Raw genomic sequence first — 8,031 nt, forward strand, 5'->3', positions numbered from 1 at the left:
GCGCGAGGACGACGGCCGCGGCGCCCCGGACGGCGTCGGCCGGGCCGAGGAGCGCCCCGCAGGCCGCCGCGCCGCCCGTCACGGCCGCGGCGACCAGCAGGGCGGGGACGCGCGGGACGACCCCGGCGACGGCGGCGCCCAGGCCCTCGGGGCGGGCCGGCGGCACTCCGGCGCGGGCGGCGAGCGTCAGCGCGAGGCGGGCGGCGGTCGCCGAGACGACGGCGGCGAGCGCGCCGCGGGCCCAGGACTGCTCGTACAGCTGGAAGAGCACCGCCACTTGGGCGAGCAGCACGAAGAGCAGGGTGATGACACCGAAGGGGCCGATGTCGGACTGCTTCATGATGCGCAGCGCGTCGTCGGCGGGCCGGGCGCTGCCGAGTCCGTCGGCGGTGTCCGCGAGGCCGTCGAGGTGGAGGCCGCGGGTGAGCGCGGCGGGGGTCGCGGCGGTCGCGGTGGCGGCGAGGAGGGGGCCCGCGCCCAGGAGGGTGAGGGCGCCGCCGGCCGCGGCGGCGAGGAGGCCGACGGCCAGGCCGGCGAGGGGAGCGGCGAGCATGCCGCCCCGCGCGGCGTCGCGGTCCCACTTCGTGACGCGGACGGGGAGCGCGGTGAGGGTGCCGAAGGCGAAACGTATGCCGTCGGCGGGGGAGGTTCTTGGCACCGGCGAAGGCTACCCCGGGCAACGTCCCGCCCTGCGGATCGCTCTTCAGGGACGGAGGATGGCCGCATGAACGACTGGTGGTACCGGAACATCGTCGAGCCGGGGAAGCTGCCGCTGCTGCTCGCGCTGCTGTCCTTCGTGGGGTCGTTCCTGGTCACCCGGACCATCACGCGGCTGATCAGGGCGGGCAAGGGGCCCTTCCGGAACATCAGCTCGGGCGACGTGCACATCCACCACGTCGTGCCGGGGATCTTCCTCATGCTGGTCGGCGGGTTCTGGGCGGTGGCCGCCGGGCGGCACGGCGCGGGTCCGCTGTACGCCGCCGTCATCTTCGGCATCGGCGCGGGGCTCGTGCTCGACGAGTTCGCGCTGATCCTCCACCTCGACGACGTCTACTGGAGCGAGCAGGGCCGCAAGAGCGTCGAGGTCGTCATGCTCACGGCCGCCCTGGTGGTGCTGGTGCTCACCGGCTTCACGCCGTTCGGGGTCAACGACCTGACGGTCACCGAGCGGCACAACCGCGCCCTGTTCGCGCTGAACATCGGCATCAACTGCGCGTTCGCCCTCATCGCCCTGCTCAAGGGCAAGCTGCGGACCGCCCTGATCGGCATGGTCATCCCGTTCGTCGCGCTGGTCGGGGCGATCCGGCTCGCCCGGCCCGGCTCGGCGTGGGCGCGGCGCTTCTACCGCAACCGGCACCGTGCCCGCGCGCGTGCCGGGCTGCGCGCCTACCGTCACGACCGCCGCTGGTCGGGCAAGCGCCGCAGGTTTCAGGACTGGGTGGGCGGCTTCACGGAGCCGGACCCCGGTCCGGGGCCGGCCCCGGGACCGGACGCGGCCTCCGGCCCGTCGGAGTCCGACCGCCTGTCACCGCCGCCCCGGTGACGTACCGTCGAGACCGCGCACAGCACGAGCACCGCCGCGATGGCCGCCAGGTGCTCCCGGCCCGCGAGGTTGTTCTTGACCAGTACTTCGAGGACCATCACGGCGATCACCAGGGCGCCCGTGACGTACGCCCGGTAGCGCCAGCACACGAAGACGGCGAGGCCGACGACGGCGGCCGAGGGGCCCGTGTCGACGACCTGCGCGTCCGAGGCGGGCAGTCCGATCGGGTTCTGGGGGCCCAGCTCGATGCCGACGCGCGCGTAGAGCGTGCCGGCGAGCGTGGCCGCGTACCCGATGACGAGCGTGCGCCACCAGCCCAGGCAGATCTCCGCGATCCCGAAGACGAGCAGGATCTGCGCGAGCGCGCCCCACACGGGCAGGTCGAGCGCGGGCACGAAGAGCGAGAGCGGGGTGCGGACCAGCGCCAGCCAGAGCGGTTCCTCGGCGCGCACGGAGCCGATGTTCTGGATGAACTGATAGCCCCAGGGCTGGTTCTGCACGTACTGGAACAGCGCGGTCAGGCAGACCGCCGCGAGCGTCATGGGCACGGCCCGCAGCCGCCGGGCGAGGAGCGCGTCGCGCACGGTGGAGAACAGCGGTCCCCACTCGGCGCGGGCGTAGCGGGCCAGGGTGCTCATCGTCTCGACTCCAGGTGTTTGCGGTGCAGCCACTTCGGCAGGCCCGGTGCCTCCAGGAAGCCCTCCGCGCGAGCGGAGGAGATTCCGATGCGCGGCAGGTCGACGCTCTTCTCGAAGAGCAGGAAGCGGGGTTCCCAGATCGGCCGGTACTTGGCGTTGGCCCGGTACAGGGACTCGATCTGCCACCACCGGGAGAAGAAGCTGAGCAGCGACCGCCACAGGCGCAGGACCGGTCCCGCGCCGAGTCGCGACCCACGTTCGAAGACCGAACGGAACATGGCGAAGTTGAGCGAGACCTGCGTGATCCCGATCTCCGGTGCGCGTTGCAGGAGTTCGATCACCATGAACTCCATCAGGCCGTTCTCGGAGTCCCGGTCACGCCGCATCAGGTCGAGGGAGAGGCCGTGCGGCCCCCAGGGGACGAAGGAGAGCAGCGCCCGCAACTCGCCTTCGCCGTCCGTGCATTCGAGCATCACGCACTGCCCGTCCGCCGGGTCGCCGAGCCGTCCCAGCGCCATCGAGAAGCCGCGCTCGGTCGCCCCGTCGCGCCAGTCGTCGGCGCGGCGGAGGAGCTCGGTCATCTCGTCGTGCGGGATGTCCTCGTGGCGGCGGATGCGAACCGTGTACCCGGCGCGCTTGACGCGGTTGTACGCCTGGCGGACGGTGCGCATGGCCCGGCCCTCCAGCGTGAACTCGTCGATCTCCACGATGGCTTCGTCGCCCAGCTCCAGGGCGTCCAGGCCGTGCCGGGCGTAGATCGTGCCGGCCTCCTCGCTCGCGCCCATCACGGCGGGGATCCAGCCGTGTTCGCGGGCCTCGGCGAGCCAGGGGTCAATGGCGCCGGGCCAGGCCTCGGGGTCGCCGATGGGGTCGCCGGAGGCCAGCGAGACCCCGCCCACGACGCGGTACGCGACGGCCGCCTTGCCGGTCGGCGACCACACGACGCTCTTCTCGCGGCGCAGCGAGAAGTAGCCGAGCGAGTCGCGCTCGCCGTGCTGGTCGAGCAGCGCGCGCAGCTTCTCCTCGTCGTCCTCGGTGAGCGGGTCGACGGCCCGGCGGGAGCGGAAGGCGGCGTACAGGACGGCGCAGAGCAGCAGCGCGCTCAGGACGTTGATCGCGACGTTGACCCAGCCGGGCGTGGTGATGCCCTCGAAGCGCTTGTCGTCGGCGGCCAGGGAGACCAGGCGCATGAGGCCGTAGCGCCAGCGGTCCAGGAAGGTCGAGCGGTAGTCGTCGTGGGCGGTGTTGGTGACGGTGACGAGCAGCGTGGCGATCAGCGAGGTCACCAGGAGCCCGCCGGCCGCGACGGCCGACGCCAGCTTCGGGTTGGAGCGGTCGCCCTTGGCGTAGAACTCCTTGCGCCCCACGACCAGCGAGGCGACGAAGGCGGCGGTCAGGACCAGGGAGATCCAGTTCTGCGCGTACTGGCGGATCTCCGGGAAGACCATGGCGAACGCGAAGAGCAGCAGGAACAGCCCGCTGAGCACGAGGTTGAGGATCCATGCGGCGCGCTTGCGGCGCCGCATGGTGATCGCCAGGAACAGCGTGAACAGGCCGGAGGCGAAACCGGCGGTCAGCAGGTACGGCGTGAAGAAGTTCTCCGTGTTGTGCTGCCGCAGATCCTGCCCGAGGGAGACCCAGACCGCGCTGAGGAAGTTGATGAACGTGACGACGCGGAGATACCAGACGGCGAATCCCGCGGCGCGACGCTGTATGACGGTCCGTGATTTCTGTCGCCCGGCGACGACCTGCTCATCTCCCATGAAAAGGGATCATATGGGGCGAGCGGGCGCTCTGTTGTGCCAGGTTGTCCGGTTCTCGCCCAACCTCGCGCCGGGTCCCTACTCGGCGTCCGGCTCCGAGGGCTTCGCGTCCGGCTCCGAGGACTCGTCCGAGGACTCCGACGGCTTCCCCTCCGGCAGCTCCGCCGAGAGCGACGCCGCGGCCCGCACCAGCGGCAGCGCAAGCAGCGCCCCCGCGCCCTCGCCGACCTTCACGCCCTGGCTCAGCAGCGGTTCGAGCGCCATCCGGTCCAGCGCCTTCGCCTGCGCCGGCTCCCCGCTGTCGTGCCCCGCGAGCCACCAGTCCGGTGACCGGAAGGCGACCCGCTGGGCCACCAGCGCCGCCGCCGACGCCACGACGCCGTCGAGGATCACCGGGGTGCGCCGCACCGCGCACTGCAGCAGGAAGCCCGTCATCGCGGCGAGATCCGCGCCGCCCACCGCGGCGAGCAGCTCCAGCTGGTCGCCGAGCACGGGCCGGGCCCGCCGCAGCGCGTCCCGCACCGCCGCGCACTTGCGCATCCACGCCAGGTCGTCGATGGCCTCGCCGCCCCGCCCGGTCACCACGGACGCGTCGGTCCCGCACAGCGCGGCGATCAGGGTGGCGGCGGGCGTCGTGCCGCCCACGCTGATGTCGCCGAGCACGACCAGATCGGTGCCGGAGTCCGCCTCCTCGTCGGCGACGGCCATCCCGGCCCGCACCGCCTGCTCCGCCTCCTCGGAGGTGAGCGCGTCCTCGATGTCGATGCGTCCGGAGCCGCGCCGCACGCGGTGCCCCGCGACCTCGGCGGGCAGGTCGGCCGGGTCGCAGTCGAGGGCCATGTCGACGACGCGGACGGGCACGTCCTGGCGGCGCGCGAGCACGGCCACCGGGCTCTCGCCGGCGAGCACCGCGCGGACGAGAGCGGCGGCGCCGCCCGCGGGCCGCGCCGAGACCCCGAGCTCCGCGACCCCGTGGTCACCCGCGAACAGCACCACGCGGGGCCGCTCGACCGGCTTGACCGGCACCGACGACTGGGCCGCCGACAGCCACTCGCCCAGCTCGTCGAGGCGCCCCAGGGATCCGGGCGGCAGGGTCTGCCGCGCCCTGCGCTCCTCGGCGTCCCGGCGCACTCCGCCGTCGGGCCGCTCGATCAGGTCGGTGAAGTCGTCGAGATTCAGCGAGCTCATTCGGTGAACAGTACCGGCAGGGGCGGGCAGGTGCTCGAACGGTCCCGCGGGCCGCGCGACCGGGCAAGTGACGCCTCGTCAGGTCGATCCTTCGGCCGGATACGTCGTGTGATGCGCGGCAGGCGCAGCGTGATCGTGTATGCGTGGATGATCCCTTGCTTTCCGTTGTGCAGCTGAATGTCGTACCGCCGCGCCGCCACACCCCAGGAGCACGACCATGGCCACGGACGCCGCCCAGCAGGTCGCCGAACGGCGCCCCGCCTATCTCGCCGAACTCGCCCAGGGCACCGAGCGGTTCCACGAACCCCGCCGCACCGACTGCCCCTGGTGCGGCTCCGAGCGGCTGCGGGTCAGGCTGCGCACCACCGACCTCGTCCAGCACAAGCCCGGCACCTTCACGCTCGACCAGTGCGGCGACTGCGCCCACTCCTTCCAGAACCCCCGCCTCACCCCCGAGGGCCTGGACTTCTACGGCCGGGACCGCCACGACGGGCCCGGCGGCACGGAGGCCGAGCGGCTCCTGGCCGCCGCCGCGCCCGGCACCGGGCGCCACCTCGCCAGGGCCCGCGCCCTGCGCGCGTTCGACGAGCCCGAGTGCTGGCTGGACGTCGCCACCGGCGACGCGCGCTTCCCGGCCCTCGCCAGGCAGGTCCTGCCGTACACGTCCTTCGACGGCCTCGACACGGGCGACGGCGTCGAGGCGGCCGTACGCGAGGGACGCATCGAGGAGGGCCACCGCGGCCGCCTCACCGACCTCGCGGAGCCCCTGGCCGGCCGCTACGACGCGATGAGCATGTTCCACTACCTGGAGCACAGCCGCGATCCCCGCGAGGAGCTCAGGGCCGCGCGGACCGTCCTGCGCCCCGGCGGACACCTGATGATCGAGGCCCCCGACCCCGAGTGCCGCTACACCAAGGTGCTCGGCAAGTGGTGGGCGCCGTACGTCCAGCCGCGCCACCTGCACCTCGTGCCGCTCGCCAACCTCCGCGCGGAGCTGACGGAGCTCGGCTTCACCGTCGTCGGCGTCGAGCGCCGGACGCCCCACGTCCCCTACGACCTGGCCCCCGCGCTGGCGCTCTTCCTCAACAGCCGTCTCCCGAAGGCCGACCTTCCCTGGCGGGCCAGGCCCGCGACCCCGCTGCGGCTCGGGCTGCGGCAGGCGGCCTGGTGGGCGTCGGCGCCGCTGCTCGCGACGGCGTACGGCCTGGACAGGGCGCTGCCGCCGCTGCTCACCCGCACCGGCTTCTCCAACGCCTACCGGGTCGTCGCGCGCAGGGGCGACGACGGCTGACGCGCGCGGCCGGGTCCGCGTCAGCCGCGCAGCGGCAGGGCCTGGCCCGCGACGACGAGCAGGACGTGCTCGCACTCCGAGGCGAACGACGTGTTCAGACGGCCCAGTTCGTCGCGGTAGCGGCGGCCCGACGCGGTCGCGGGCACGATGCCGGAGCCGACCTCGTTCGAGACGGCGACGACCGTGCGCCGCGTGCCGCGCACCGCGTCCGCCAGCTCGGCGACCCGTCGGCGCAGCTCCCGCTCGCCGCCGCCCGCCCACTCGGCGTCGTCCCAGGCCTTCACCTCGTCCATGACGTGGGTCAGCCACAGCGACAGGCAGTCGACGAGCAGCGGCGGCCCGTCCTGCGCGAGCAGCGGCACCAGGTCGCAGGTCTCCTCGGTACGCCAGGAGCCGGGCCGCCGCTCGCGGTGCAGGCTCACCCGCTGCGCCCACTCGGTGTCGCCGTTCCTGGTCCCGCCCGTCGCCACGTACAGCACCTCGGGGAAGGCCTCCAGGCGCCGCTCCGCCTCGACCGACTTGCCCGAGCGTGCGCCGCCGAGGACGAGGGTGCGGCGCGGCACGTCCGGTACGTCCTCGTAGGCGCCGACCGTGAGCGTCGTCCCGTCCGGCACGGCCCGCGCCCCCGCCGCCGCGAGACGGCGCGTCAGCTCACGGCCCGGCGGCACCTCGTGGCCGACGTGGACGGCGAGCACGTCGGTGGTGGGCCCCACGGCACCGGAGGCCCGCAGCCGGGCGAGCCCGTCGGGGCGCCCGACGACGTCGGCGACGACCATCTCGTACGGCATCCGCCGGGCGTCGCCGTTGCCCTCGGCGATCCCCGCGGGCGCGCCGCCCGGCGGCAGGTACAGCAGCCGCTCCCCGTCCGGCCCCGTCACCTCGTAGCCGGAGCCGGGCGCGTCGAGCGGCACCGCGCGCACCCGGTGCCCGGTCAGCAGCGCCAACTCCCGCCCGTCGGCGACCCGTCCGGGCTGCGGAAGCCCCGCGGGGACCTCGACGGCGGGGCCGTCGTGCGGATGGGAGAGCAGGACCTGGCGCACCCCGCCGAGCGAGTGCCCCGCGCGGGCGGCCGCGAAGGCCGCGCCGGGGGTGAGGTCGAGCAGCAGGACGCCGTCCACGAGCAGCGCGGTGGCGGCCCGCGCCGCGTCGCCGAGCGCGGTCGCGCAGGCCGCGCAGGGGCAGCCGGGGAGGGGCAGCCCGTCGGGGGCGCCGGTGCCGAGCAGAGTCAGTTCCACACGAAGATCCTCCCGCGTCGGGTCCAGCGCCGCGCGCCCGGCTAGGCTTCAAGCGGATTCAGGCGGTTCCCACACCGCCACGGGACCTTCGGGAGGCTGACATGGCGGCATGGACGTGGCGGTTCGAGAAGGCGGACGGGACGGAGGTCCAGCCCGCGGTGCAGCCCGAGGAGTTCACCACACAGGGCGACGCGGAGTCCTGGATCGGTGAGTACTGGAAGGCGCTGGCCGAGGGCGGCGCCGACCAGGTGACCCTCTTCGAGGACACGAGCGTGATCTACGGCCCGATGAGCCTGCACGCGGACGCGGAGGAAGCGTCGGCGTAGGACGCTCGGGCGTCGGTCGGGAGGGAGGCGGTGGCCGCGGCCACCGC

8 protein-coding genes are annotated in these 8,031 nt (G+C 74.0%); 3 read left to right on the top strand and 5 right to left on the bottom strand.

Annotation, left to right across the window (positions count from 1 at the left end):
* Positions 1–658 (bottom strand): adenosylcobinamide-GDP ribazoletransferase (locus tag AOK22_RS37665; RefSeq protein ID WP_055703154.1); only part of this gene is annotated, 658 nt, incomplete at its 3' end.
* Positions 659–724: 66 nt separating this feature from the next.
* On the opposite strand from AOK22_RS37665, the gene AOK22_RS37670 reads away from it, so the two are divergent.
* Entirely contained in the window at positions 725–1,543 is an 819-nt protein-coding gene (locus tag AOK22_RS37670) for a hypothetical protein (protein WP_055703155.1), read from the top strand.
* On the opposite strand, the gene AOK22_RS42330 is transcribed toward AOK22_RS37670, so the two are convergent.
* The 3 genes from AOK22_RS42330 to cobT all read right to left on the bottom strand — a co-directional run bounded on the left by AOK22_RS42330 (position 1,429) and on the right by cobT (position 5,132).
* Positions 1,429–2,181: a hypothetical protein gene (locus tag AOK22_RS42330; protein ID WP_157872421.1), complete on the bottom strand. Its 753-nt coding sequence runs from the start codon at positions 2,179–2,181 to the stop codon at positions 1,429–1,431. The genes AOK22_RS37670 and AOK22_RS42330 overlap by 115 nt on opposite strands.
* Complete coding sequence (locus AOK22_RS37680) at positions 2,178–3,944, bottom strand: phosphatidylglycerol lysyltransferase domain-containing protein (RefSeq protein ID WP_055703156.1); 1,767 nt, start codon at positions 3,942–3,944, stop codon at positions 2,178–2,180. The genes AOK22_RS42330 and AOK22_RS37680 overlap by 4 nt, the downstream gene beginning before the upstream one ends.
* A gap of 78 nt (positions 3,945–4,022) precedes the next feature.
* The gene (gene cobT, locus AOK22_RS37685; RefSeq protein ID WP_055703157.1) at positions 4,023–5,132 is read right to left on the bottom strand and encodes a nicotinate-nucleotide--dimethylbenzimidazole phosphoribosyltransferase; all 1,110 of its coding nucleotides are present in this window, start codon (positions 5,130–5,132) and stop codon (positions 4,023–4,025) included.
* A 217-nt stretch (positions 5,133–5,349) separates the two neighbouring features.
* On the opposite strand from cobT, the gene AOK22_RS37690 reads away from it, so the two are divergent.
* On the top strand, positions 5,350–6,423 hold the full coding sequence (locus AOK22_RS37690; protein WP_055703158.1) for a class I SAM-dependent methyltransferase: 1,074 nt from the start codon (positions 5,350–5,352) through the stop codon (positions 6,421–6,423).
* A 20-nt stretch (positions 6,424–6,443) separates the two neighbouring features.
* Here AOK22_RS37690 and AOK22_RS37695 read toward each other — a convergent pair whose 3' ends face one another.
* On the bottom strand, positions 6,444–7,658 hold the full coding sequence (locus tag AOK22_RS37695; RefSeq protein WP_055703159.1) for a bifunctional adenosylcobinamide kinase/adenosylcobinamide-phosphate guanylyltransferase: 1,215 nt from the start codon (positions 7,656–7,658) through the stop codon (positions 6,444–6,446).
* Positions 7,659–7,759: 101 nt separating this feature from the next.
* Here AOK22_RS37695 and AOK22_RS37700 point away from each other — a divergent pair, with 101 nt between their 5' ends.
* Positions 7,760–7,984, top strand: a complete 225-nt coding sequence (locus tag AOK22_RS37700) for a hypothetical protein (RefSeq protein WP_055703160.1) — start codon at positions 7,760–7,762, stop codon at positions 7,982–7,984.
* Positions 7,985–8,031 lie beyond the last annotated feature (47 nt).

The organism is Streptomyces silaceus (assembly GCF_001419745.1).
In the GTDB taxonomy this organism is placed as follows: Bacteria; Actinomycetota; Actinomycetes; order Streptomycetales; family Streptomycetaceae; genus Streptomyces; species Streptomyces silaceus.